Annotated in this window: 21 protein-coding genes; 5 read left to right on the top strand and 16 right to left on the bottom strand. The window is 38.7% G+C overall.

The features are described 5' to 3' along the window. Positions 1-89: 89 nt before the first annotated feature. Positions 90-989 carry a methyl-accepting chemotaxis protein gene (locus tag PTI45_RS04415; protein WP_241669332.1) on the bottom strand — a complete coding sequence of 300 codons (900 nt, stop codon included), beginning with the start codon at positions 987-989 and terminating at the stop codon, positions 90-92. Positions 990-1,479: 490 nt separating this feature from the next. Here PTI45_RS04415 and fsa point away from each other — a divergent pair, with 490 nt between their 5' ends. The 3 genes from fsa (at position 1,480) to PTI45_RS04400 (ending at position 4,251) form a co-directional block, all read left to right on the top strand. Then, positions 1,480-2,160 (top strand): fructose-6-phosphate aldolase, encoded by a 681-nt coding sequence (gene fsa / locus PTI45_RS04410; protein WP_069326331.1) that lies wholly within the window; start codon positions 1,480-1,482, stop codon positions 2,158-2,160. 222 nt (positions 2,161-2,382) lie between these two features. Beyond that, entirely contained in the window at positions 2,383-2,844 is a 462-nt protein-coding gene (locus tag PTI45_RS04405; protein ID WP_083243340.1) for a MarR family winged helix-turn-helix transcriptional regulator, read from the top strand. Between the two features lie 33 nt (positions 2,845-2,877). Next, positions 2,878-4,251: an MFS transporter gene (locus PTI45_RS04400; protein WP_083243339.1), complete on the top strand. Its 1,374-nt coding sequence runs from the start codon at positions 2,878-2,880 to the stop codon at positions 4,249-4,251. Between the two features lie 189 nt (positions 4,252-4,440). Here the strand turns inward: PTI45_RS04400 and yicI are convergent, their stop codons facing one another. Continuing rightward, positions 4,441-6,753 carry an alpha-xylosidase gene (gene yicI / locus PTI45_RS04395; protein WP_069326329.1) on the bottom strand — a complete coding sequence of 771 codons (2,313 nt, stop codon included), beginning with the start codon at positions 6,751-6,753 and terminating at the stop codon, positions 4,441-4,443. 587 nt (positions 6,754-7,340) lie between these two features. Between yicI and PTI45_RS04390 the strand changes: the two genes are divergently transcribed. After that, positions 7,341-8,273: a helix-turn-helix transcriptional regulator gene (locus PTI45_RS04390; RefSeq protein WP_342672110.1), complete on the top strand. Its 933-nt coding sequence runs from the start codon at positions 7,341-7,343 to the stop codon at positions 8,271-8,273. Positions 8,274-8,357: 84 nt separating this feature from the next. Here the strand turns inward: PTI45_RS04390 and helD are convergent, their stop codons facing one another. The 13 genes from helD to PTI45_RS04325 form a co-directional block, all read right to left on the bottom strand. After that, positions 8,358-10,715 carry an RNA polymerase recycling motor HelD gene (gene helD / locus PTI45_RS04385; RefSeq protein WP_069326328.1) on the bottom strand — a complete coding sequence of 786 codons (2,358 nt, stop codon included), beginning with the start codon at positions 10,713-10,715 and terminating at the stop codon, positions 8,358-8,360. 234 nt (positions 10,716-10,949) lie between these two features. Beyond that, the gene (map, locus tag PTI45_RS04380) at positions 10,950-11,693 is read right to left on the bottom strand and encodes a type I methionyl aminopeptidase (RefSeq protein ID WP_069326327.1); all 744 of its coding nucleotides are present in this window, start codon (positions 11,691-11,693) and stop codon (positions 10,950-10,952) included. A 285-nt stretch (positions 11,694-11,978) separates the two neighbouring features. After that, complete coding sequence (locus tag PTI45_RS04375; RefSeq protein WP_069326326.1) at positions 11,979-12,311, bottom strand: four-helix bundle copper-binding protein; 333 nt, start codon at positions 12,309-12,311, stop codon at positions 11,979-11,981. Between the two features lie 80 nt (positions 12,312-12,391). Further along, positions 12,392-12,832 carry a MarR family winged helix-turn-helix transcriptional regulator gene (locus PTI45_RS04370; protein ID WP_069326325.1) on the bottom strand — a complete coding sequence of 147 codons (441 nt, stop codon included), beginning with the start codon at positions 12,830-12,832 and terminating at the stop codon, positions 12,392-12,394. Between the two features lie 50 nt (positions 12,833-12,882). Beyond that, positions 12,883-13,968: an FUSC family protein gene (locus PTI45_RS04365; protein ID WP_069326324.1), complete on the bottom strand. Its 1,086-nt coding sequence runs from the start codon at positions 13,966-13,968 to the stop codon at positions 12,883-12,885. 93 nt (positions 13,969-14,061) lie between these two features. Continuing rightward, positions 14,062-14,598: a DUF2062 domain-containing protein gene (locus PTI45_RS04360; protein WP_069326323.1), complete on the bottom strand. Its 537-nt coding sequence runs from the start codon at positions 14,596-14,598 to the stop codon at positions 14,062-14,064. A gap of 168 nt (positions 14,599-14,766) precedes the next feature. Further along, positions 14,767-15,507, bottom strand: coding sequence for a glycerophosphodiester phosphodiesterase (locus tag PTI45_RS04355; protein ID WP_069326322.1), 741 nt, complete (start codon positions 15,505-15,507; stop codon positions 14,767-14,769). Positions 15,508-15,677: 170 nt separating this feature from the next. Continuing rightward, on the bottom strand, positions 15,678-17,114 hold the full coding sequence (locus PTI45_RS04350) for a serine hydrolase domain-containing protein (protein ID WP_069326321.1): 1,437 nt from the start codon (positions 17,112-17,114) through the stop codon (positions 15,678-15,680). A gap of 205 nt (positions 17,115-17,319) precedes the next feature. Next, positions 17,320-18,342 (bottom strand): ABC transporter substrate-binding protein, encoded by a 1,023-nt coding sequence (locus PTI45_RS04345; protein ID WP_069326320.1) that lies wholly within the window; start codon positions 18,340-18,342, stop codon positions 17,320-17,322. A 214-nt stretch (positions 18,343-18,556) separates the two neighbouring features. Further along, the gene (locus PTI45_RS04340) at positions 18,557-19,171 is read right to left on the bottom strand and encodes a hypothetical protein (protein WP_069326361.1); all 615 of its coding nucleotides are present in this window, start codon (positions 19,169-19,171) and stop codon (positions 18,557-18,559) included. 97 nt (positions 19,172-19,268) lie between these two features. Continuing rightward, entirely contained in the window at positions 19,269-19,742 is a 474-nt protein-coding gene (locus tag PTI45_RS04335; RefSeq protein WP_069326319.1) for a DinB family protein, read from the bottom strand. A gap of 31 nt (positions 19,743-19,773) precedes the next feature. Continuing rightward, positions 19,774-19,980 carry a hypothetical protein gene (locus tag PTI45_RS04330; RefSeq protein WP_069326318.1) on the bottom strand — a complete coding sequence of 69 codons (207 nt, stop codon included), beginning with the start codon at positions 19,978-19,980 and terminating at the stop codon, positions 19,774-19,776. 81 nt (positions 19,981-20,061) lie between these two features. Beyond that, on the bottom strand, positions 20,062-20,631 hold the full coding sequence (locus PTI45_RS04325) for a DUF1572 family protein (RefSeq protein WP_069326317.1): 570 nt from the start codon (positions 20,629-20,631) through the stop codon (positions 20,062-20,064). Positions 20,632-21,001: 370 nt separating this feature from the next. On the opposite strand from PTI45_RS04325, the gene PTI45_RS04320 reads away from it, so the two are divergent. Next, positions 21,002-21,718: a TetR/AcrR family transcriptional regulator gene (locus PTI45_RS04320; RefSeq protein WP_069326316.1), complete on the top strand. Its 717-nt coding sequence runs from the start codon at positions 21,002-21,004 to the stop codon at positions 21,716-21,718. On the opposite strand, the gene PTI45_RS04315 is transcribed toward PTI45_RS04320, so the two are convergent. Further along, entirely contained in the window at positions 21,713-23,656 is a 1,944-nt protein-coding gene (locus PTI45_RS04315; RefSeq protein ID WP_069326315.1) for a bifunctional 2',3'-cyclic-nucleotide 2'-phosphodiesterase/3'-nucleotidase, read from the bottom strand. The genes PTI45_RS04320 and PTI45_RS04315 overlap by 6 nt on opposite strands. Positions 23,657-23,765 lie beyond the last annotated feature (109 nt).

Below are 23,765 nucleotides of genomic sequence, written 5' to 3'. Positions count from 1 at the left end.
CTTTTATCATTACCCATATTTAAGAATAACCAAAAAATAGCAGTCTCTTGATGATACTCAAGAAACTGCTATGTGAATATATCTATATTTTACAGACGGGATTGCAAAAATTCATCAGTAAACTTTTTAAATTTATGACTCATTTGAGTTAAACTATCTACCACTTCACTAAATTCATTCACTAAGTGTGCTTGTTCATGAGAAGATGTAGCAATTGCTGAAATTTCTTGTTCCATATATTGAATCGATTGTTGCACACTGGATAATGATTTCTCAATATTTTGTGTCGCTTGCTTCGTATCGACAGACAATTTACGAACTTCAGACGCTACGACACCAAACCCTGCTCCTGCTTCTCCTACACGAGCTGCTTCAATCGCTGCATTCAGACCTAACAAGTTGGTCTGCTCTGAAATTTCACGGATAAAACCAGCGACTTTATTCACATCTTTAGAATTTTCAACTGCTTGACGGGTGTTGGACTGAATATCTGTTGTGGTTGCCGATAATTGCTGTGATTGAGCAGCGATCGTCTGAACCATATCACTTAACTGTGCACTGATCGTTTCCAGATCAACTGTGAAATTGCCTAACAGCTCATTGTGCTGCAATGTATACGCTGTTGCCAAAGCACCGATCACTTTACCATTTGCATCTTTAATTGGAACCGAAGCGGCATCCAATTCAAATCCATACGCAGAAGCAGGTACACGACTCACAGAAGATATTCCATCTACCAATGCTGCACGTAAATTATTATCGTCTGGCGAGATCGGTGTACCTGGACGCAAACCAAGATCCAATTCTTTAGCAGGACGATAATATTTAAACTCTTTCAAGTCACATACACCTAACATAATATCGTTACCTACAATTTTTTCGAAATATTGCATACAGATAACCATCATATCTACAATGCTGATTGATCCATGACCTGAAATTTCATAATTGCCATTATTATTTATTTGATTTGAAGACTCATTAGACAAGTGATTCACTCCTCATACTATAAATTGTTCATAATTTAATTTCGTCATTTTGAAGTTGTTTGTGAATAGCATTATTGATAATCATTGTATATTTAAGAATGAATCTATCATTTTAAAAAATATTTTTTATTCTTTTGAAAGTCTCATTTTGACAATAATAAGGTCATTTTTATACTATATATGGTCTATTCATATTTTTTAAATCAACATATCGATTTGGGTTTGTCTTTGGTTCACCTCTAATTCCCTCCAAAACCAAAACGTAGAGTTGTGTGAATCCTTTAAATATGGTAAAAATGATACATAGACATTGTTTTTCAGCAATTTGTCTTGGATAATAAACAATCGCTTAAAAGTGTACATATCGATCATTTTGGTTAATAGAATGATAGGTGTTTATTTCTAGGCGTGTTGTAGATACATGTTACAAATTGCAGCTGGATGCCTAACGTTTTACAAATTATAGAATTTTACGAGGAGGAAAAGAGAAATGAAATTTTTCTTAGACACAGGTAACCTTGAAGAAATCAAACGTATTTCACGTTTGGGAATCGTAGATGGTGTAACAACTAACCCTTCATTGATCGCTAAAGAAGGTCGTGTATTTAAAGATGTAATCGACGAAATTTGTGCGATTATCGACGGACCAGTAAGCGCAGAGGTTGTAAGCCTTGATGCTGAAGGTATGTTGAAAGAAGCTCACGAAATCGCAAAATGGGCCCCAAACGTTGTTATCAAATTGCCTATGACTGAAGAAGGATTGTACGCTTGTAACCAACTTTCTAAAGAAGGTATCAAAACAAACGTAACTTTGATCTTCTCCGCAGCACAAGGTTTGATGGCAGCTAAAGCTGGCGCTACATTCATCAGCCCATTCGTAGGTCGTCTAGATGATATCGCTGTTGATGGTATGAAATTGATTCGCGATCTTCGTTCAATCTTAGACACTTATGGTTTGAAATCAGAAATTATCGCTGCAAGTATCCGTAATGTAGGTCATGTAGAAGCAGCTGCTCTTGCTGGTGCTCACATCGCTACAATTCCAGGTACTTTGGTTCCAGTTCTATGGAAACACCCATTGACTGACAGTGGTATCGAACGTTTCTTGAAAGACTGGGAATCTGTTCCTCAAGCTAAAGAAGAAGTTAAAGAAGAAGCTGGAACTAAATAAGTCATCCAAGTATAAGTGATTATACTTTATAAGCAGGGATCTTCGGATTCCTGCTTTTTTATTGCAAATTTTAATTGTCTTAGATATAATTGTTATAACATCTATATTGAATGATGCCTTTACCCAATGAAAAGTAAGATATTTAACTTCGTACAAATCACTTTCTTATTCAATCACAAAAAGTCGCGCTTTTAGTTGCAGGCGCTAAGGAGTGGGTATATCGTGCAAGAATTAGAATCGATCGGGTTTGTTTTAGGAACCACTTATCGTAAAGTCAGTCAGTCTTTGGCTTATCATTTAAAAGAACATGATATTACACCTGAACAATGGAGTGTATTGTATTATGTCTGTGCGCAAGAAGGTATGAATCAGAAAGAACTAGCTTCGCATGTGTTCAAAGATCAACCGACTACGGCTCGTATATTGGATGTATTGCACCGCAAAAATCTAATTCGTAAAGAAATGGACCCTCAAGATCGTAGAGCTTTTCTTGTCTACCCTCTGCCTGCTGGGCGCGAATTAATGGAAAAAATCTATGCGATTGAACAAAAACATAATCAAGACTTAACAAACCTACTTACACCTGAGCAATTCAAAGAACTTCATCATTTACTGCATTTATTACGCAATAAGTTAGAACCTCATGCCGAAGATACACCTGAAGTACCGCGTCACAAGAATTAGGATTGGCAAAAGAAATGGAGAGAAATATAGACTATGGAACATACTAACAAAGAGAACCTTTTATCAAAAGATAGCCTTCCATCCCAACAGGATCAACCGTTAACAGAGATAGCAGATATAGATGCAGACGCCCCTTCTCGTCTTTGGACGAAAGAATTTTTAATTTTAACTGCATGTAACTTACTTGTTTTTCTTAATCTGCATATGATCTTATCTTCTTTACCTTTATACATGCGTGAACATTATAATGCAGGCGACTTCTATGTCAGTCTATGTACAAGTCTGATGGCATTAGCAGCGATCGTTTCCCGTTTATTTTCAGCGAGAGCCTTAGAACTGGGTAAACGGAATGTGATTTTGTTTGGTGGATTGTTGATCGCACTGCTAGGTACGATTGGATACTATTTTAGTGCTACTATTATTTTATTATTGGTGATGCGTGTTATTTTTGGATTTGGATTTGGGATGTACAGTACTACTTTTCCAACGATGGTATCCGATATTATCCCACGCAAGCGCATGGGTGAAGGTATGGGATACTTTGGTCTGTCGACTACAATCTCCATGTCGATGGGTCCACTGATCGGGATGAGTATTGAAAAGCAATATGGATTTACACCGTTGATTATTATTGGTTCGATATTTATTCTTATTTTGTTCCCGCTTGCTTATAGCCTTGTTAAAGGGCAAGATAAAAAGATTGCTGAGCAAAAAATCATAGCAGATCAGCGCAAATTAGCTGCCCAAGCCAAAGCAGCTTCAGAAGGAATAGTTGTTGAGACAATCGATACTCCATCGCTTCCTGCTAAAGCTTCTAAATTCGAGAAAAAATTATTATTACCCAGTCTTTTGAATTTCTTAATGTCATTAACATATGGTGGATTGGTAAGCTTTATCGCTTTATTCGGTAAAGAAGCTCATCTTGCTAATCCAGGTTACTTTTTCTTATTTAATGCTTTGGCTGTGATTGCAGTTCGTCCGTTTTCAGGCAAAATCTATGATAGCAAAGGCCCTAAAGCGCTGATCATACCCGGTGCTGTCTTATTAATCGCCGGTTTATTATTGTTATCTTTTGCACACTCTACGCTTGGCTTATTCGGTTCAGCGATATGTTATGGACTAGGATGGGGAGCATTACAACCAACCATGCAGACATGGATGATTCAAGTGGTCAATCCACATCAACGTGGTATGGCGAACGGGATGTTCCTCAACTCACTGGATATGGGCGTAGCGCTCGGTGCGATGATCTTAGGAGCTATTGCAGGGATTACCAGTTATACTTCTATGTACCGCTTCTCCGCTCTGTTTATCGTGTTATATATCCTTGTAGGTATTGTCTATATGATCAAAGCCAAAGGAACACCTGCTCAGACACAGCACAGTATTCATATCAAAATTAAATAATATCGATTTTAGATTCAAATGAAATAGTTCCCTCTGCACATATTAAAAAGACTGCCTCTACGTCATGTAGAAGCAGTCTTTTTTGATTATTTTCACAAGCCTCATATGATATCAACGTATTTATTGAATGATCTCAAATATACAAGCTTGTTTGTGGATACTGAAACAGACTCTATGAAGAGTACTAGCTTACAGCGTTACCGTTACTTTCTGGTCTTGTGCTTGCAATCGGATACCGTGTTCAACAGTAGATTGCTCTGCACCTACGATTGCGCCAACACTTGTAATACCACGTAATACAACAGACCACGATTTGAGCGTACCTTCTGTAGCGATATCAATCGTATTATTTTGACGAGAAGCTGTTACGATCGCTTCTTGTGCACCTTGCATATTCACTAAACTGATTGAAGTAGATTGACCTTCTTCCAGTTCAAAAATATGAAGTTCTACACCATCCGTATAATCATAATCTGGTTTGTTTTCTTCTGCACCTAGAGCAATAATGCTATTTGGCTTAACCAGTAAAGGCAAGTTCATAAAGTCGAATGTCTCGTTATACCAACGTCCACCTTGTACAGAAGCACCTGTTAAGAAGTTCGTCCATTTGCCTTCAGGTACATAGTAAGTCGCTAATCCTTCGGTATTAAAGATCGGAGCTACCAATAGAGAATCACCGAACATGTACTGACGATCTAATGTATGAGTCGTTGGATCTTCATGGAAATCCAGTACCATTGGACGCATCATCGGTACACCCTGCTCAGACGCGTTTACAGCCGCATCGAATAGGTAAGGCATCAGGCGACATTTGAGCTTCGTAAATGCACGTAGCACATCGACAGACTCTTCATCGAACAACCAAGGGACACGATACGATTCATTACCATGTAGACGACTATGCGAAGATAACATACCGAATTGAACCCAGCGTTTGTAAACCTCTGGTGCAGCTGTCATTTCAAAGCCTGAAATATCATGACTCCAGAATCCAAAACCAGATACTCCTAGAGATAATCCGCCACGTAGCGATTCCGCCATCGATTCGAATGTAGAAGAACAATCGCCGCCCCAGTGTACAGGGAATTGTTGTCCACCAACTGTAGCCGAACGTGCGAACAATGCTGCTTCATTTTTGCCTAAGCTTTCTTCCAACAATTCAAATACAACTTTGTTATATAAGAAAGTGTAATAGTTGTGCATTTTCACAGGATCAGAACCATCGTAATAAACGACATCGGTTGGAATACGCTCACCAAAGTCTGTTTTGAACGAGTCTACGCCTTGGTCAATTAGCACTTTCAACTTGCTCTTATACCATTTCACTGCATCTGGATTGGTAAAGTCGACCAGACCCATCCCTGCTTGCCATAGATCCCATTGCCATACACTACCATCTGCACGTTTAACAAGATAACCATGCTCCATACCTTCATCAAATAAATATGATTTCTCAGCGATGTACGGATTGATCCATGCACAGATTTTGAGACCTTTTTCTTTCAAACGTGTCAGCATCGCTTCCGGTTCAGGGAACATGCGCTCATCCCAGACAAAATCACACCATTGGTATTCACGCATCCAGAAACAGTCAAAATGGAACACCGATAATGGAAGATCACGTTCTTTCATCCCATCGACAAAATGATTTACTGTTGCTTCATCATAATCCGTTGTAAATGAAGTCGTTAACCATAGTCCAAATGTCCAGGCTGGTGGCAATGCAGGCTTGCCTGTTAATGTTGTGTAATTATCTAACACTTCTTTCGGATTACGACCACCGATGATGTAATATTCTAAGCTTTCGCCTTCAACACTGAATTGTACTTTAGATACATTTTCAGAAGCCACTTCATACGATACTTTCTCTGGATGGTTAACGAATACGCCATATCCTTTGCTTGAAAGGTAAAATGGAATATTTTTGTATGCTTGCTCACTGCTTGTACCGCCATCTTCATTCCAGATATCGACAACCTGTCCGTTTTTGACAAATGGTGTAAAGCGCTCGCCTAAGCCATAAATATATTCGCCAATTCCTAATTCCAATTGCTCACGGAAAAAGACCGTATCTTCAGGACCGTTAATATAACCTGGACCCCGGTGTACACTACCTGTTAAATGACGACCTGCAAAATCAAAGCTGATTCCCCAATTGCTATTTTTACGAATCGTTGCTGTCAGATCGCCTGTTTGAAATACAGTACGATCGTCATCTTCGACGATTTGAATATCGGTCTCCAATTGAGCCAATTCAAATTCAGGTAATTTTTTTAATCCACCTTTGTGATGGTTAAATTGCACTTTGATCACGTTCGGGATAGGAGAACTCAAAGATGCTTTGAGCAATGTCCCATTTAACGTATCGCCTTTATGTACAATTTTCTTAGTTGCTGCGTATAACGTTAATTCATCATTTTTGGTTACGATATCGCGAATATCCACTGGATGTTGCATACTGTACCCTTTGCGTGTCATCCAATAGCCATCTGTAAATTTCATGTTATTTCCCCCAATAATATTGATTTGGTTATAAAAATGTATTTGTGCAAATCGTTTTGCTATAGTTATAATAATATTGATAAAGAAAGCGCTCTTCTTCTTTTATTTTGATCATATGTGTAAGGATATTGATATTGGGCTGATTTGGTGAGGGTGGGGGATCTTTGATGGGAGTGCTGCGTGAAGGAGGTGGTGCTTGTCGTCGCTGGTGAAGAAAAATGCTTTGAATGACTGCTAAAGCAGTCGCATTTTTCTTCAAAGGCGATCGCTTCGCTCTTTCAGCACCGCCTCCTTCCCTCCGCTCGTGGTAGGAGATCATCCACTCTCACAAAATTGCAGGAAATTTCAATAAGGTGGTGGGTAGTGGGAATGGATAAGAACCAAAAAATGAAATCAGTAAAAGAGATGTTGACCTTTAGAGATATTCCTTTATCTGGTTAACACTTTACACAGCAGAGCAAATGGAATTGTTCTATGGGGTTAGCTGACAACAGTGATCGTAATAATAATCTATTTGTGGAGCGTCCAATACCTATATTGTGCAACCAAAATATCTGAAGTACTTTGAATTAAAGGCGGTGAAGTCAGTGATTCAGGAGCAATTGCGGGAAGAGTTAAAAGAAAATCGGATTCATGGGAGTCTGATGTATCCGGTGAGTGTGTATCCGATGGATGATATTGAGGAAGAGACTGTTTTGGAGTGTCACTGGCATGAAGAACCAGAATTGATTTTGGTGACGAAAGGTCGTGCTTTGTTTCAAATTGGAACGATTCCTTATGAGGTACATGCGGGTGAAGCGGTGTTTGTGAATAGTGGTGAGATTCATACTGCATACCAGATGGAACATGAATCTTGTAGCTTTGTAGCTACAGTTTTCAGTATGTCTTTGTTAAATAGTGCAGGCTATGACATGATACAAGCGCGATTTATAGATCCATTGTTACGTAAGCAAATGGTGTTGCCTGTTCATATTCGTGGGCAAGAAGTCTGGGAACAGGAAGTGTTGACATTGCTAAATCAGATTGTGGATATCAATAAACAGCAGACCGTAACATGCGAACTGACTACCAAAGCGTATCTTTATCTGATTTTCGCCCAAATGATTGAGCACATGGATACTCAAGTGGCTCTTATTCCTGCGCCGAGCGATAAAGTACAACGACTCAAAACAGTACTCGGTCATATCCATGATAACTACCAACAGCCATTACGTTTACGTGAATTAGCAGAACAGATCAATATGAGCGAAGGACATTTTTGTCGCTTTTTCAAAAGTTTAACTCAAAAAAGCCCTATCGATTATATTAATCGCTATCGGACTCAGCAAGCTTGTCGACTGTTAGAAAGCAGTGATCGCAAAATCGTTGATATTTCGCTTGAAGTTGGATTTGATAGTTTGAGTTATTTTATCTCTGTCTTCAAGCAACATCGAGGATCGACTCCTTCACAATATCGCAAACAGACCAATGGTGTCTCCAATTCGTTCATTACTGAATTGCAAAAGAATTCTATTGAGTGACAAATGCTAATGAAATAAGTAGATGTAAAAAAGGAGAACCTCTGCGAAATAACACAAAAGTTCTCCTTTTTCACTTACTATCTATTAACCACGATGATCATTGAGCACATAGCGATCTGCATCCATATCGGTAATAAATGGAGTCACTTCATCAATCGCATATAAATGCAATACGTGCATCGCCCGTGTACAAGCCGTGTAAAATAATTTGCGTTCGGCTTCACGATGATACTGTTGACTGGAAGCATCATATAATACAACTGCATCAAATTCTACACCTTTAGCTAAATAAGCAGGAATAATAACGGTTCCTTTTTCAAAAGCAGGTGTGTTTTTAGTAATCTTACGCAGTGTGATCTGTTCTTTAAGCATATGATAGGCTTCTTCGCATTCACTCTCCGTTTTGCAAATAATCGCTGTATACTGATAACCTTGCTGTTGTAGCCCGTGAATATCTCGAATAATATCGGTATGCATCGATTCACGATCATCATAGAGAGATACTTGCGGCTTATCTCCACGACGATTAAATGGAATAATATGCTCTCCACCTTTAATCATGCCACGTGTAAAGTCTACAATTTCATACGTAGAACGATAACTGCGGGTCAAACGAATAATCTCACTATTTTCTTTACCATACAATTCTAACAAAGGATCTTCTTCATCAAAAACAGAATTATGGCTATAAATCGCTTGATTAAGATCGCCTAAAGCTGTCATGCGAGCACGTGGAAATAATCGCTTCATAAATTCCAACTGGAATGGTGAATAATCCTGTACTTCATCGACAATTACATGCTTAATCGCATGGTTAGAACGGAATCCTTGCAGTTGCTCTTTTAGATACAGATATGGTGTAGCATCTTCGTATCCCAATTCACCTTGATCTAGACGACTAACGGTTTGTTTGGCAAAGTCTTCCCAACCTTCAGGCAATTGACCGTTGTTGATTTTGGCAAATAATACTTCGTCTGTGAACATCTTACGATAGACTGCTTTGATATCTGCAAAGCGAAGCCTTTTCACCCATTTACGTAGTGGTTTGAGCCAATCATTAACGACCATTCGAGCAGCCAATTCGGCTTCTAATTGGAAATCATCAAAAGAAGGCATTTTCCCTTTTTGCTTCCGACGCATCATGGTATAGGCACGATGATAATCATCGGTACTCATCAATTGCACTTGTTCTTCTACCCAAGCTTCTTTACGTTCTTTGCGTCCAAATAAACTTACTTCTTTAAGTAGCCAATCCCGCATTAATTCGATACGATTACCTAATTTGACAGCAGAATCGAATCCATAAAATTTATCTAACATCTGTTCGCGGGTCACGATATCTTTACCTTGAAAACGAATCGGACGGAATGCCATCCCTTCAGTTAACAACAGCTCTGTATATCGCCGAATCGCTTTGAGATAAGTTGCTGATGATTTATAGCGAATCCCTTGTACACGTGCATCATGCTCCAGATCATCTTTCCATGCTAAAAGATATTCCATTTGTGAAAAAACATCTTCCAGATCAAATTCTCTTCCGATCCGCCGTTCTAGATACGCTTGAAATGTTGTCTGTAACATATTCTCTTCGCCAAGTTCAGGTAATACAGTAGATACATAACTGTTAAACATAGAGTTCGGGGAAAAGAGTACCATCTGATCCGCGCGCAAGCTATCACGGTAACGATACAGCAGATACGCTACACGTTGTAACGCTGCTGATGTTTTACCACTGCCTGCTGCTCCTTGTACAACCAGTAGACGACTACGATCATTACGAATCACGCTATTTTGTTCTTTTTGAATGGTAGCTACAATATTTTTCATCTGATTATCTGCGGTATGACTAAGTACTTGCTGTAACAATTCATCACCGATCGTAACCCCTGTATCAAATAAAACATCAATCTTGGCATCACGAATAACAAATTGACGTTTTAATTCCATATTCCCTTCAATATTCCCTACAGGTGTACGGTATGAAGCTGGCCCGGGAGCACCATCATAATAAAGACTCGATACTGGAGCACGCCAGTCATAGATCAGAAACGTTTCTTCATCATCATCGAGAAAAGAACCAATACCTAGATAAATATGGTCGGTTGCAGGCTCACCCACTTCTTTGAAGTCGATCCGTCCAAAATACGGTGATCCTGATAAACGACGTAATTTGTCTAAGGTTACACTGGAGCGCTTGTGAGCTAATTCAATCTCGGTTAATACCTGTGATTGCTGACGTAAACTGGTTGAAGTTTCACCTACATCATCCGGTTCACTAAAGTTAACAGTTACTTCATCCCAGAAGTCTTTACGCATACCGACAACATCGCCACGTGCTGCTCCTACTTCTTGTTCAAGCACTGCCATTTTGCGATTAATCTGACGGGTTACGTCATCTACCCGTGCTTGTTCGTCTTTCCAATCTTGATCATCTATCGCCATATTGGATCATCTCCTTTATCTATCTCTGAATGTTCTATGCAAATATACATTTGACAATATATATTAATTATGTTATGTTAATTCTATATTGATAATTTTGGTATATTTATGTTCTTTTGCAGACCAATTTTTATTGTACGCTCATCTATTACAAATTGCAAATACCAAAGCCGCATGTCTGGAGTTGTCCAGCAATGCGGCTTTTTTTGATGGTTCTATTTGATTTAAAATGATTTATTTGGTTAAGATAATAGGTTCGCCTTTAGTGATAATCATCGTGTGCTCATATTGAGCTACAAAGCTACCATCATCTGTTTTGAGTGTCCAACCATCGCTACCTTCTGCTACTTCTTCTGCTTTGGTCGATACGAATGGTTCGTAAGCAATCACAGAGCCTTCTTTCCATAGACCATTATCTGTTGGATCATAATAACTCAAAATATATTCAGGATCATCATGTAACGATAGACCAATCCCGTGTCCCGTTAAGTTGGTAATAATTTTAAATCCTAATTTTTTGGCGGTATTATATGTTGCTTTACCTGCATTGCTTCGCTTAGAACCTGCACGAATTTTTTGAGCCCCTGCTTCAAATGCCAAAATCGAAGCTTCACACAATTGAGTCAGAAGCGGATCGCCTTTACCCACAACGAAAGATACGCCTGTATCAGCAAAATAGCCATCTAATGAAGCAGACACATCGACATTCACCAGATCGCCTTCCTGAATCACACGATCCCCTGGAATACCGTGAGCCACTTCTTCATTGACACTAATACAAGTAAAGCCTGGGAAATCATATGTCACTTTAGGTCCAGATAGTGCGCCATGCTGTTCTAACAACTTAGCTGCATGCAAATCAAGGTCTATCGTACGCATCCCTGGTTTTGTCATATCTTTCAGTTCATCACGGATAATAGCGACCACTCGACCTATTTTTTTTAATCCTTCGATATCTTTTTCTGTTTTGGCAATCATATCTTTTTCTCCTTTGTCGTAAACGTCAGGAAACGCCGGCAAATAAGCAGGTGTGATTTAACCCGTTTTTTGCCGGCGACTTCGTGTCGCACTTCTGTATATTTCCTGATTCATCTTCTAGCTCATATTCTATATTGTATAATTAATCTTCACTCGTTACAAATAAATCTACTACTTTTCATCATTGATCTATTCATTCTTATAATAATTATGAGTAAAAGAGCAACGCAAAAAGGAGAGAATCACTCTCTCCTTCTTGTAGATATTTAGTATGACAATCGTTTGTCATGCAGCCATACTCCGACAAGCTTCAGCGCAATGACGGCAGGCTTCTGCACAACGTTGACAATGGTCATGATCATGTTTGGCACACTCTTGAGCACAATCTTCACAGATTTGCGCGCATAATGCACAAATTTGTTGCATATATGGACTTTGAGAAGTCATAGCTTTGGCAGCATATTCACATATATCTGCACATTCACGATCCAGTCGTAAACAGCCTCTCATCATATCCAAATCTTTTTCTTCCAGACAAGCAGCATAACATTGATTACAAGCTTCCATACATTCCAGACAAGCTTCTAGACATTTTTGTCTTTCTGCTACAGATATCATTGTTAATTCCTCCTTGGTATTAAGTTTCGCTCTACTATTTATTTAACCTAAATAGAGAAAACTAATACAAAATACAGGAATTAATCCAAATTATCGATAATACGGTCAAGCATTTTGATGGTGATATTACGTTCTTCGACTGTAAAACCATTAAATACATCTTCAATGGTCTGACTGGCTTTATCACCTAGATCGTCAACAATACTACGGCAGTAGTCTGTCAAATAAATTAGATTGGTACGACGATCGTCAGGATGAGGTACACGTACCACCATCCCGCGTTTGATCATATTATCGATCAATCTCGATACGCTAGGCTGATCTTTACGAGATAGGCGTGCAAGACGGTTCTGTGTCTGCCCGTCCCGTCTCCATAAAAATGAAATCAAAATCCATTGTTCATGTGTGACCGGATAGCCACCATCACGGAAATATTGATTTAAGCGATTGTGTGCAAGACGTGTAGCAATAGAAAGTTTGTAACCGATTGAGTTCTCTAATGTGTAGGGGATATTCGTCATTCCCATAAGTCTCCTTTTAAACAGTCATCTTCGATGTATCGACTTGGTGATTATGATTTCCAAGGCCAAGTCGGGAAATTTCTGCGGTCCTGTTTCTCTTCATTTTCTTTTTCGATAGTATCATGCTTAGAACTGGTATGATCTACTAAGCGATTAAGGCGTTCTAATTGATAGCCATAATCATACATCACAGCTGCTACAATAGACAACCTTAACACGCCACTAAAGTTTTCTTGATAGCGATCAATCATGGTATCCAAAAATTGATCATTGGCTTGCTCAACTTCTTCAGCCTCATGTCCATCATTTTTAATCTTATTATCGAGCTTCAGCAAAATATGCTCATGGAACTTAATTAACTGTTCCAGATGATTGTCAAAGTAATCATCTAACTGTGGAGTTCGTTCTGCTTGAAAATAATGTTGCTCTATAGCAGTTAGTACATCTACCCCTTTCCTAAGCGCTGTTAGCATTTGTTTATTGACTACAATGTGTCGATGTCGACTGAAAGAAGCTCGTTTTAATTTCTTCAGTTCCTCTTCCATCAAATTGTACTTATCACTTAAAGACTGAATTGAATTTTCTAGCGCTTTTTTTTCTTCACGGAAAACAGACTCTTTAATTTCATCTGACACTGCTGTTCGTAACAACAAAGATAATTTAGCGAATGTATTCTCAATCTGCCCTTTAAACTGTTCTAATGGCTTCGGTGGTGCAACCAGTATATTAATCAAAAAGGCAGACACGATACCAATAATACTGAGTGAAAAGCGATTAAGTGCAAATTGCCATTGACCGGAAGCTTCCATTACCGAAATAACAGTCACTAATGTTAGGCCAATCGTATCTCCCATTTTGAGACGCAAACAAATCATAATCACCACAACACACATCAAGCCAATCGCAATTGGCTCATTGGAGAAAAACATTCCTCCAAGTAGTGCTAGTATGGCTCCTAATGTATTGGTCTGAATCTGATCCAGAAAATAACGGAAAGAGCGGTAAATAGATGGTTGCATTGCAAAAATAGCAGCAACCGCAGCAATCACCGGTGGCGTCAGATCAAGCCAGGAGCTAATGTACAAAGCAAGCGTAACCGCGATTCCGGTTTTGAGCATGCGGGCTCCAAAATTCACATGTGTTCCTCCTTCTGATAATACGGGTTCGAGTAGATTAATCTTTGAGTATAATAGTTGTAAAAATAGTGGAATATATAGTATTACCCCAGATTAGTCCTTTTGTGAAGCAGAAGGTTGAACTTTTTTACCTCGCAGTCTACGCAGTAGCGGTACACGATACTTTACCATCACCCATTTGATCACAATATAAATAATAATCGCAAAGATAATGCTGTTTACAGCGGCTCCTGTAATAAAATCAACTCCTGCATCCCGCCAATGATGAGACTGATGGATCGGCTGCATATAATCTTCGGGCCAGTCTGGAATATCAATATTAGGCATACTTGCTGGAAGACGCGCAGAGCGCCATAATGTCACTAAAAAATGTCCTGTATGATAATTCAGAAAAAACGTTAAAGGCCATACAAAAGAATCCAGTGAAGCGGCGAAAATAGCGGCTGGCATCGCTCCTTTGAATAAACGAGTCAATCCCAATGACAGTATGGGACCGATACCAATTAAGGGATACCAGCTTGGAAATAGTCCTACTGAAAAACCAATAGCTACTTGATGTGCTCCTTTTTTTAAGCGAAGCAGGCGAATCATGTTTAATTTCAGAAATCGTCCCGGGTGAATTTTTTTCATCAGGACCTCCAATCAGTGCCTTATCCATGTCAGTATTCTTTATTGTAACTGGTTCTTTTACGTAAAGAAAGTCTGGCTTCATGGAATTTGTCGAAATATGACAAAAAGCGCCCTTCCGTATGATAACGGCATTAGGCGCTCTGAAATGTATAGCTATAGAGGTTACATTTATATCATAATTTTCTCTTTTAATAATTCTGCTAAAATATCAGGGTAATCGGTGATAATACCACCGACTTGCATGTCGATCAGTTCGCGCATAACGATAGGATCATTGATCGTCCATACGTTATATATCACTCCGGCTTGCTCTGCCTGTGCTACTCCGTCAGATGTAACTGCACTGTAATGAGCATGTAAAGCTGAAGCGCCAAATGTTTTGACATAATCCCATGGATGGACTAGATTTTCCATATACAGAATGCCTGTTTGAATCTCAGGTGCTAATTGATGACATGTCTGTAATGTATAATGGTTGAAGCTTGAAATAATCACACGATCAGTCAAATTATACTCTTGTATCATACGTACCAATTTTTCTTCAATACCTATATAGGGTTCAATATTGTTTTTGATCTCAATATTAAGCATCATCTCTGTCGATGCGATCCAGGACAATAACTCACTTAATAACGGAACATGTTCATTGGCAAATTCCTCGCTATACCATGAACCTGCATCTAATGTTTTAATTTCATCGTATGTTAAATCTTTAATCTGACCTTCGTACCCTGTAGTACGCTTCAAGCTCTCATCATGAATCAAGACAAGCTGTCCGTCTTTGGTCATTTGTACATCAGTTTCAATCCCGGTTGCTCCCAATTTCCAACTTTTCTCAAAAGCCGCCATTGTGTTTTCTGGGCAATACCCGGAAGCTCCTCTGTGCGCGTAATTGATAATCGATTTCATGGAATAGCTCCTTTTCGATATAGCTGATTTGTAATCTACATATTCTACTTTACCAATTATACACATTAATGATTAGGAGAATATAAAAAAACCACTTTCTTCAATGATCCAGAAAGTGGTTTTTTATTCATTATTATAGATAAATTATTTGTCATGAGTAGATCAAACTATTACTTCACAAGTGCTTTATTGGCTAAAGTCTGTGTATCAGCCAGCATTTTCTGCATATCCATTCCATAATGATTACCTAGTAAAATAACCAGAACATCATCATCCAAATTATGCGTAAATCCTGTTGCATATCCTGTACCACTACCATTGTGATAGATGGTGCGTTTGCCATCTACATTTTTAATTAAGAATGCATAACCGTATGGCTTCAGATCGGAATATGTTGTAAACATTTTATTGACGGTATCTTCACTTAGAATCGTATGATTATCAAATGATTTGTACCATTTCATCATATCATCCAGTGTTGAATAAAACGTACCTGTACCGGATTGAGATACATAATATCCTGCTTCATCCCAAGTATCGCCGTCTTTGACATATCCAGTGATTGTTTTGGTTGCTGGTGTTGTCTCGCCAGTGTCTTTCATATTTAAAGGATCTAAAAATTTCTGTTGGATATACTCTCCATACGATTCACCGGATACCTGTTGAATGATATAAGCTAGCAATACATAACCTTGATTACTATAGTTAAATCGTTCTCCTGGCTCAAAGCGTAACGGCTTGGTTTTGATCTCATCTACTGTCTGTTCTAACGTCATTCCTTCTGTACGGGTGAAGTTAGAGTTAAAGCCTGCGGTATGTGATAACAACATATGCACTGTAATCTCATTCCCACGCGGGAAGTCTGGAATATAATCGGATAGATGATCGGTTAACTTCACTTTACCATCTTCGATTAATTTCATCACTGCGGATGCGGTAAATGATTTGCTCAATGAAGCAATACGAGATTTACCATCAGGAGGTGTTGCTTTTTCGCCACCAGATAATCCGTATCCTTTACGCATAACCACTTTACCTTTGTATGCAACAAGAGCTAGACCTGAATAATTTTGAGATTGTAAATACGTATCTACCGTTCTGGCAGAGCTTGCATATACGGTCGATTGATCGGGTGTCAAATTAATCGTCGTTACTTCAGGTGTAGAACTTACGGTCAAATTCGCTTTAAGTGAATCCGATAAAAAGCGTGCTGGAACCATCATCGTACCGTATACGTTACGAGATACTTCTGGCATTTCAATCTCATATCCATCTAAAGTAATCTTATTCGTATTGGGTGTATGTACAACCTTGTCTCCATGACTATACATAACAACAGAACGAGTTGACGCATCCCATTGTGCTGTGGCTCCTAATTCACGAGCAGCTTGACGTAAAGGAACCAGTGTTGTTCCTTTGGTTACAAATGGTGCTGTATCCCAAGCGACTTCTTTGCCAGCAATCGTAATTACTGCGGGCTTTTCTGTACTTGCTGCTTGAGCTTTGGGTGCGATATGTGAAGCTGGAACAATAGAAACGGTTAGTGCAGAAACGATTAACAATTTGGTCGCTAACGATACCCAATTGCTTTTTTTAACAAATGTCATAACGGTAAAATCCTCCTAAATCAGATGTAGCATTATAACGCATGCTCACGTAGCCGATAATATGCAGCACTATCTATTATAGTAGTTCAGCCTTCGTACAAGCAAGGCGAATACACATCAAATATGCGATTGATCGAAAAACACAGTCATAGTGTGTACGCTTTGCTCGACCTAAAAGTTGTGCTCCTCTCTGATTTTGTTGAGGTTATGACGAGGTAGTTAGCTGTTTGACAGCATCTTTGATTTTCAATTCATCTGCAATCGGACCCGTACTGATCCAATACTTGGCATTTACAGAATACAGATGATGGTTTTGCACAGCGGGTAGTGCTTGCCAGATCGGTGATTTTTGCAATTCGGCAAATTCAGACTGATCTTTCTGTAAATCTTCGCTTGTTCCTCCTGCACTGCCTGATGTGACAAACACATAATCAGCTTTGACTTCAGGAAGTACTTCTGTCGATAGATTTACATTTTGCTTATCTGGATTGTCTTTCTGCAATTGATACACCAGTGGCATCGGTAGTAATCCAAGATCGTTGTATAACATCCCTGCATAGCCAGGTAACGTTTGACCTTGTTTATTTTGATACCCTGGCAGATACAGACGTATATCTTTACTTGTTGTCCGTAAAAAAGCGATCGTTGCTTTATCGCCGACAGCCTCCGTAATAGTAGCTTTGGCTTGTTGAACCTGACGATTATGATCGGTAATGACTTGGTGAGCTTGATCTTCCAGATCCAATGCTTTACCTATTTTGACAATAGAATTTTTCCAATCTTCACGATCATACACAATGGTAGGAGCGATTAAGCTTAACTGATCATATGTAGTTCGATCAATCGTGGCACTGGCTACGATCAGATCCGGCTGTGCATCGGCAAAAGCTTCTAGATTGGCTAAGCCACTATCCATATTTAAAATAGATACTTGCTGCGCTTTGAGACGATCTTCTAAATAATAATTTTCACCAACAGATACTCCTAATACTAATGGAGCTTTGAGCGAAAGCAACATATCTTCAAGATTGTATGAAGCGATACGCTTAGGATGTAATGGAATCGCTGTCGTTCCGAATAGATGCTCTACCGATTGAGTCTGTGTAGCATCGGTTTGACTTGTAACCATTGATGATTCAGATGAGCTTGTAGCACCGCAACCTGCTATACATATACACAGGATAAGAATGAATACAGGAAAGACTTTGCGTAATGATAATAAATACATATTTTCACTCCTTTTATTTATTGAGAATAATTCTCATTTATAAATATAACATAGTATTTGCTTTTATGAATCTAAACGCTTCGATTTTCATTTTTTAAATATATATCTGCACCAAAAAGCCTTCTATTCCTTTGAAAGATAACTGTCCATCCAAAGAATATAAAAAGCTTTAATGATGATCAGATAAATAATCTATAGGTATAATCCTCTGATATTATAAAAATTCATTATACTGGATAACCACTTGTCTCAAAAATTGTAGTGACTTCTCTGTATTAGACGACTCCAAAGAATGATTAGCTTCTGGCAATACAATCGTCTCCATCTGTTGCAAATGTTTTACTTTTTCACGACTGATCTGACTGAACATCGGATCATCGGTACCGTATAGCAATAATCCTTGCGACTGAGTAATATAAGGCAATGTCTGATCGAGCGGAGTTAGAAATAGATGACGTACAGGTAATGCTTTGTATTGGTCAAATACGCCTCCTGCTACTACCGTCCCCAGACTTTTGCTAATACTGGTGTAATTGGTGTAGTTGTATGCATTGGATTGACGGATCACTTCTGTACACTCTTTAACCAAAATATCCATTTGGTCGGATTCCAGTTCAGTTCGAGCTGCCTGATAACCATACTCTAATTGAAGAACATCGTTTCCTTTTTCTAAAGCACTTTGGGTCGCATAATACAGTAAAGAACGATCACAAGAATAGCTTTTACCTGGAAATAAAATAACAAGTGTAGAGGAACCTTGTGTAATATGTATATGTCTGCATGTTGTTCCCCAATGAGACTGGTTTTCAATAATCTTTCGTTTCAACAACACTATATTCCCCCTATACCGATAGCTTGATCATAGAACCAACAAACGTAGACATGCTCTGTTTATTTATCCTCAAGAAGTCTATACATTAGCTCCTTTATACCGTCAGCCCCCTACGAATCAGATTGGCACTGACAGGCTCACGTCCTAATTCTCGTGCCCAAATGGATAACTGACCGATATGATGAATCTCATGGGCAATCACATGACGCATCACCTCACCATAGGTCAATGATTCGCTTGATCCGTCTTTGCGTATATTGTGAAGAATATGATTTTCTTGATCGGATGTCCATGCTTCTACATATCCGCCTACTTCTACATGCAATTGATCAGACAAAGCCCGTAATTGAGCGACTGTATGGTAGTCTTCAAAATCAGTGAGTAAGCTATGTTGATCTCTAAGGTCATTAATCCAGCTATATTCTACATCTACAATATGATAGAGCGTATACAAAATACTGCCTACGCCACCGGTACGTTGTTGGAGCAATTCTTCTATTGATACGGATTCACACCAATCGAACCACTCTTGACGTACTTGCCAGTTATAGCGAAATAACATTTCCATCGGTATACCTCCATTTTCCAGATCGTTTTATCTATTCAAAACAATGATATAGATAGGTCTTCCCGTTCATACTCCGTTGGTCTGGATCATAAATATGAGAAGTGAGTAATTGTTCTACCGTTAATGAAAGAATAAATTTCTGCAATTGAATCTGATCGTCAAATTGCAAACGCAGTACCTGATCATGTTTATCGTCCTCTAGTGTAATATCCCAAGTTCCTATATTAGCGTTTGTCATTTTCAAGCACTCCTTGTTGATGTGTTATCCCTTAGTATACATGACATCGCCCTATCTTTCCTATCCTTTCTCTATTGTTCATTATCGTTCTAGCTCACTATCTGTAAAATGGCGAATGCCTTTTTCTTGTTTAAATTTGTTCTGATTATACGTGGCAGAACTTTGACGTGGGATCGATAAGCTATTCCATTCACTGGTTTTGAGCATTTTGGCAATATATACAATCTGTCCAACATGATATGGATAATGAGCAAGCTGTCGATTGATCGCTTCAAGTAAAGTATGCCCTTCATTACGAATATAGATGATCTGTTCTAACTGCTGAGGTTCAACTTGATCCAGCGTATCTAATAAACATTTCCACCCTTCTTCCCACTTGCTGATCACATCAGCCGCTGTAGCAAGATCATTTTCAAACTCAGCATCTCGATTACGCCATTCCTTTTCACCATCGGTTGTAAATATTTCTGTCCATCGTGAAAGCATATTGCCCCATAAATGTTTTACAATCATCGCAATACTATTACTTTCTTCACTGGGAATAACAAATAACTGATCTTCTTCTAATTGTGATATCGCTTTATCACCGAGCGTTTTGTAATATAAAAACTGCTTACGTGCACTGGATAAAATGTTAGTATATATTTCCATAACATCAGCCTCCACTATTGGGATAGGATCATATTCGTCTTATAATGGTATTTTAAAGCAATATCGACAGCACTCCCAATTATTTTTTATCATGTAAGCGATTAAATATTTGTATAAGCTTCATTTATCACTTTACAAATGTCGATCATATGCCGAAATATACATTACTACCTTTGTCATTTTTTATCAAAATATAGGAGATTTACAGAGTTGCGATTGGCATGAGTGTGATACATTGCAGTATGATAGATAAACCGTAGCCTCTTTTTCTCGAAAAATATTACTGATTAATAACTTTTTATTTTGTTTAACCATTTATGTACTACATTTGTATAGCTAACTGTTATTTTTAGAAAGGAATTAAACGATCATGAAGCACCACGCTAGAAGAGAACGAGATAACGAACAATTACGAAGCAAAATTATGGATGCGGCACGTACTCTTTTTGTCACTGAAGGATATGCTCACGTATCAATGCGTAAAATTGCAGATCGTATCGAATATTCACCGACCACTATTTATCACTATTTTGCGAATAAAGAAGCCATTGTGCAGGAGTTATTGCGTGAAGTCTATTCTCAATTTTTTACTGTGTTAACGAAGCAAGCGAATCAATTAGAAGAACATGGTTACGATATTCCAGCACGCCTATTTCTAGTATCCAAAACGTATGTAGAATATGGGATTATGCATCCTGATCATTATGATATTATGTTTATCAGCAATCTAGAATCCGTATCAAATGCAGAACTTGATGTGAACGATCGACTCAATGGATATACTTTTCTCCATGAAGCGGTACAGATCGCAATTGATCAACAATATATTGTAGATGTCGAAGCAGATATCATTGTACGCTCACTCTGGGCGATGTTACACGGATTAACTACGACATTATCTAGCTTTTCCGAACGGATTGGTCAAGAGCAAGACGAATCACAAACACAGCAAAAGGATACACTGTCTAAAAAAGACAACAGTATATCCCCGTACAAACAGCACATTATTGACTTTACTCTTCGGCATTATATGAAGAGTATTCTACAACCAGGTACACCACTACCTGAGTCTGATCCTGAACTATAATTCTATACGGTAAATAGCAAATCCTTCTCCGTTCATTCCAGAGTACGTTAACTGTGGATGAGCGGATAGGATTTTTTGTGCATCCGGTGAAGAAGGAACAGTAATGATCGGCTTGGATAATACCAGTTCTTTATCAGAGGATGATCCTAATGTAAGCGACCAGTTATGATCTGCTTCTGGATGAATCACCTTTTGTGCACGAATATACTGAATCAATACTTCTCGATTCTCTACAGGCACATCTAAAATAACACGATTTCCATCAGGATTAGCAAATGGAGTCGAATATGCCCGGTATTGATTGGTCACCACGATATACTCTGCATGATCCTCTACGTCTTTGCCTTCATAACGTAACTGTTCAATACGATGGGCATCTTTGTTCAATAATTGTCCTGCTGCACTATACCGTGGTGGCTGACACACATTGATCTGATACGTCATTCCGTCAATGATATCGAAATTAAACGAAGGAAAATCGGGATGAAGCAATGATTGTTCTTCAGTAACCTGTGGATCAATATGCTGATAAAGCCCTGCTGACCATTCTAACCATTCACGAATCTCTGCCCCGGTTAGACGTACTGCGCATAACGTATTCGCGTAATTATAAATATCCGATGTATGTTGTAGTGTCATTTTGCCAGCTTCAATATAAGCGTAATATTGTGGTCCATAACGTCCACCTGTTTTGAAAGCAGAAGCAGCCGACACGATAGGAAGATGACTGTACAATGTATCTGCCAATACTTGTTGTGCATACCAGATTTGAGCGTTATTAATAATTTGTACATAAGCACTGTCCATTACTAATGCAAAATAACTGTATAAGGGAATCGTACTTTCTCCTACAGGTGTATGAATATGATCCAATATGATTTGGTGCGGAATAGCAGCAATCTGTTCTAATTCTAGATCTGGTTCTACAGTAGATACTCCTTGTTCACGATCATAAATCGCACGCAATTGAGATACACCTTGTTCTACACTCCACACATCATTCTTATAATGCAATTGCAGATCGATGATGCCTAGATGACTCCCCCACACGCCTGCTTCTACCGCAGGCACACCGTTAATCGTACCTTGCTCAAGATCCACTCCTTGTTTACCAGCAAATTCATTGCCCGGAAATAACTTATGCGCATGCCCGAAAAAGATCGCATCGATCCCTTCAATCTCACTTAGCGGTAAAACAGCATTTTCACTGAGAACTGTTGTATCGTCAGAGTCTACATATCCAGTATGAGCAAGCATCACAATCAGATCTGCTCCTGCTGTACGCATCTGTGGAATCCAATACTGTGTCGCTCTCACCATATCTTGCACTGTGATTTCACCTTCTAAATGAGCCTTGTCCCATTGCATAATCTGAGGAGGCACTACGCCTATCACGCCGATATGAATATTATGTATATCTCCATGATCGTCTACAATTTGTCGTTCTAAAATTAAGTAAGATGGCAACAATGTATCAGGTAGCTTATCTGATTCTTGAGCTGTTGCTGAATCCTTAGAAGCATGATAAATATTAGCATTCGTATATGGGAACTGGGCACCTTCTATACACTGCTGTAAATAATCCAATCCATAATTAAATTCATGATTGCCTACGGTTGCTGCATCATACGATAACGTATTCATTAATTGATGAATCGGATGTACTTTGTCTGTTGCTTCTATATAAGAATCTTGTTGCCAGAACAGACTAGAAGCTGCGTAATCGCCTAATGGATTCCCCTGTAAAATATCTCCGTTATCAAACAGCATATGATTTTTCACTTCTTTACGTGCTTGATGAATCAAAGTCGCTGTACGAGATAGCCCAATATCTACAGTCTCTTCATTACGATAGTAATCATATCCTGTCAGACTCACATGCAGATCGGTTGTTCCTAATAAACGCAATTGAGCTGTGATCGGTTGCTTGGTATTCATTCTATACTCCTTCTTTCACACTCATAATAGTAACCATTTTACAAAACATTTGACCACTGTTTAATATTTTACAAATAATTGACAGAAGTCATCATTTGCGCTGACCCTT

This window comes from Paenibacillus nuruki (assembly GCF_001721045.1).
GTDB lineage: Bacteria > Bacillota > Bacilli > Paenibacillales > Paenibacillaceae > Saccharibacillus > Saccharibacillus nuruki.
Note: the sequence above shows the minus strand (reverse complement) of the source record. Positions and strands in the feature narration are given on the sequence as shown.

Coding starts and splice junctions, on each gene's coding strand:
- fsa (WP_069326331.1), top strand. CDS start 1,480: ATGAAATTTTTCTTAGACACAGGTAACCTTGAAGAAATCAAACGTATT.
- PTI45_RS04400 (WP_083243339.1), top strand. CDS start 2,878: ATGGAACATACTAACAAAGAGAACCTTTTATCAAAAGATAGCCTTCCA.
- yicI (WP_069326329.1), bottom strand. CDS start 6,753: ATGAAATTTACAGATGGCTATTGGATGACACGCAAAGGGTACAGTATG.
- helD (WP_069326328.1), bottom strand. CDS start 10,715: ATGGCGATAGATGATCAAGATTGGAAAGACGAACAAGCACGGGTAGAT.
- map (WP_069326327.1), bottom strand. CDS start 11,693: ATGATTGCCAAAACAGAAAAAGATATCGAAGGATTAAAAAAAATAGGT.
- PTI45_RS04375 (WP_069326326.1), bottom strand. CDS start 12,311: ATGATATCTGTAGCAGAAAGACAAAAATGTCTAGAAGCTTGTCTGGAA.
- PTI45_RS04370 (WP_069326325.1), bottom strand. CDS start 12,832: ATGACGAATATCCCCTACACATTAGAGAACTCAATCGGTTACAAACTT.
- PTI45_RS04360 (WP_069326323.1), bottom strand. CDS start 14,598: ATGAAAAAAATTCACCCGGGACGATTTCTGAAATTAAACATGATTCGC.
- PTI45_RS04355 (WP_069326322.1), bottom strand. CDS start 15,507: ATGAAATCGATTATCAATTACGCGCACAGAGGAGCTTCCGGGTATTGC.
- PTI45_RS04350 (WP_069326321.1), bottom strand. CDS start 17,114: ATGACATTTGTTAAAAAAAGCAATTGGGTATCGTTAGCGACCAAATTG.
- PTI45_RS04345 (WP_069326320.1), bottom strand. CDS start 18,342: ATGTATTTATTATCATTACGCAAAGTCTTTCCTGTATTCATTCTTATC.
- PTI45_RS04335 (WP_069326319.1), bottom strand. CDS start 19,742: ATGGAAATGTTATTTCGCTATAACTGGCAAGTACGTCAAGAGTGGTTC.
- PTI45_RS04330 (WP_069326318.1), bottom strand. CDS start 19,980: ATGACAAACGCTAATATAGGAACTTGGGATATTACACTAGAGGACGAT.
- PTI45_RS04325 (WP_069326317.1), bottom strand. CDS start 20,631: ATGGAAATATATACTAACATTTTATCCAGTGCACGTAAGCAGTTTTTA.
- PTI45_RS04320 (WP_069326316.1), top strand. CDS start 21,002: ATGAAGCACCACGCTAGAAGAGAACGAGATAACGAACAATTACGAAGC.
- PTI45_RS04315 (WP_069326315.1), bottom strand. CDS start 23,656: ATGAATACCAAGCAACCGATCACAGCTCAATTGCGTTTATTAGGAACA.